The organism is Promicromonospora kroppenstedtii DSM 19349 (genome assembly GCF_000515355.1).
GTDB classification, from domain to species: Bacteria; Actinomycetota; Actinomycetes; order Actinomycetales; family Cellulomonadaceae; genus Promicromonospora; species Promicromonospora kroppenstedtii.
In genome coordinates, this window is the sequence record NZ_KI911699.1 from 14,913 (window position 1) to 17,261 (window position 2,349).

4 protein-coding genes are annotated in these 2,349 nt (G+C 74.5%); all 4 read left to right on the top strand.

The window, feature by feature from the left end; all coding sequences use genetic code 11:
* Positions 1–418: hypothetical protein (locus tag PROKR_RS18260; RefSeq protein WP_211240175.1), on the top strand; the 418-nt coding region annotated here is incomplete at its 5' end.
* Between the two features lies 1 nt (position 419).
* Positions 420–776 carry a TadE/TadG family type IV pilus assembly protein gene (locus tag PROKR_RS30840; protein ID WP_051433122.1) on the top strand — a complete coding sequence of 119 codons (357 nt, stop codon included), beginning with the start codon at positions 420–422 and terminating at the stop codon, positions 774–776.
* A gap of 15 nt (positions 777–791) precedes the next feature.
* Positions 792–2,120, top strand: coding sequence for a TadA family conjugal transfer-associated ATPase (locus PROKR_RS18270; protein WP_036965480.1), 1,329 nt, complete (start codon positions 792–794; stop codon positions 2,118–2,120).
* Positions 2,117–2,349 (top strand): hypothetical protein (locus PROKR_RS18275; RefSeq protein ID WP_036965483.1); only part of this gene is annotated, 233 nt, incomplete at its 3' end. The genes PROKR_RS18270 and PROKR_RS18275, both read left to right, overlap by 4 nt.

Genomic DNA, 2,349 nt, shown 5'->3' on the forward strand with positions numbered 1-2,349 from the left:
GGGCCGGCGGGCAGGCAAGCAGCGGGGGCGGCGCAGGGGCGCCGACCCGGAGGCCGGCCAGGCCACCGCCGAGCTGCCGGTGGTCATCCTGATGGTGCTCATGGTCGTGCTGCTGTGCGTGCAGGGCATCGGGTGGGCCTCCGGCCTGCTCGCGGCGCGGGCCGCCGCCCAGGAGGGGGCCCGCACGGTCGGTGTGCTCGGGTACTACGACGCGCTGGGCCAGCCCCGGGACGACGTCGTCGACCAGGTGCGCGACGACGTGCGCGAGCAGCTCCCGGGCTCTTTCCGCGCCGCCGTCGGCGACTCCGACATCGAGGTGTCGCCGCAGGAGGTCAGCGTGCGCGTGACCGTCTCGACGATCCTGCCGGGCGTGGACCTGTCCGCGTCGTCGTCGGCCGCCGTCTACCGGGAGGGCTGAGATGGTCGCGGGCACACGGCGCGAGCGGGGGCAGGCGACGGTCGAGCTCGTCGGCGTCGTGTTCGCGATGGTGCTGGTGGCGCTACTGGCGATCCAGGGGATCACCGTGGCGCAGACGGCGTCGATCGCGCAGGAGGCCGCCCGCAACGGCGCCCGGGCCCTGAGCCTCGGTGGGAACGCGCACGCCGAGGCGGAGCGTGCGGTCCCGGACGGGCTGACGGTCCGCGACGTCCAGGTCGCCGTCGAGGACGGCACGGCGCGCGTGCGGGTCACGGTCACGGCGCCGCTCGGGCTGGCCGGCATGAAGGTGGTCGACGTCGCGCTGACCCGCACCGCCGCGTTCCCGGTGGACGGCTGAGGGGGAAGGAAAGACATGGCACTGCGCGACCGGCTGGCCGCCGACGAGCGGCACGACGAGGACAACGACCTCGCCAAGGTGTACCGCGAGCGGCTGCTCGAGGAGATCGACGTCGACGAGCTCGCCCGGCTCTCGCCCGCCCAGCGGCGGGTGCGGCTGGAGCGGGTGCTGTCCCGGCTGCTCTCGGTGGACGGGCCCGTGCTGTCCGCGCGTGAGCGCGGCGCCCTGGTGCAGCGGATCACCGACGACGCGCTCGGGCTGGGCGTGCTGGAGCCGCTCCTGGCGGACGAGTCCATCACCGAGATCATGGTCAACGGCCCGGACGACGTGTTCGTCGAGCGCTACGGCAAGGTCGAGCGCGTGCCCGCCCGGTTCGCGTCGGCGGAGCAGCTCTACCAGACCATCGACCGGATCGTGTCGCAGGTGAACCGCCGCGTGGACGAGTCCTCGCCGATGGTCGACGCGCGCCTGCCCAGCGGGGAGCGCGTCAACGTCATCATCCCGCCGCTGGCCCTGGACGGGCCCACGCTGACCATCCGCCGGTTCCCGACGCCGTACCGGATGGGCGAGCTCGTGGACCGGGGCACCCTGGACGTGACGACCGCGAGCCTGCTCGGCGCCTGCGTCCGGGCGCGGCTGAACATCGTGGTCTCGGGCGGCACCGGGTCCGGCAAGACGACGTTCCTCAACGCGCTGTCCGGCCTCATCCCGGACCACGAGCGCATCGTCACGATCGAGGACGCCGCCGAGCTCTCCCTGCAGCAGGGGCACGTGGTGCGGCTCGAGTCCCGGCCGGCGAACGTCGAGGGGCGCGGCGCCGTCGCCATCCGCGACCTGGTGCGCAACGCCCTGCGCATGCGGCCCGACCGGATCATCGTCGGCGAGGTGCGCGGCGGCGAGACGCTCGACATGCTCCAGGCGATGAACACCGGCCACGACGGCTCGGTGGCCACGGTGCACGCCAACACGGCGCGCGACGCGCTGGGCCGCCTGGAGACGCTGGCCTCGATGAGTGAGCTCGACCTGCCCTCGGCGACCCTGCGGGACCAGATCAACTCGGCGATCGACCTGGTGGTGCACCTGGAGCGCGCGCAGGACGGCTCCCGGCGAGTGCTCGAGGTGCAGGCCGTGACCTCCCGGCGGCGCGAGGAGTACGCGCTGACGCCGCTGATGCGGTTCGTCGCCGAGCCGCTGGGCCCCGACCGCACGGTGGCCGGCCGGTTCGTGCCCGAGCCCGTGCCCGACGACCTGCTGGAACGGCTGCACCGGGCGGGTGAGACGGTGCTGACCGCGTCGGCTCCCGCCTCGCCCGCCGAGCCGGCCGCCGCGGGAGGTGCGTCGTGACCGTCCTGCTGATCGCAGCGGGTCTGCTGGTGACCCTGCTGATGGCCGCCGCCACCGTGGCGACGCTCGTCAGCAACGCCGAGACCGAGCGGCGCATGGTCGAGACCGCCGACCTCGACCAGCTCGCCGGGGTCTCCGTGTTCACACGCGTCGACGAGCGGCTGGCCCGCCGGCGCTGGGGCCAGCGCCTCGTGGCGCTGCTCGCGGGCGCGGGCCTGCCGGCCTGGTC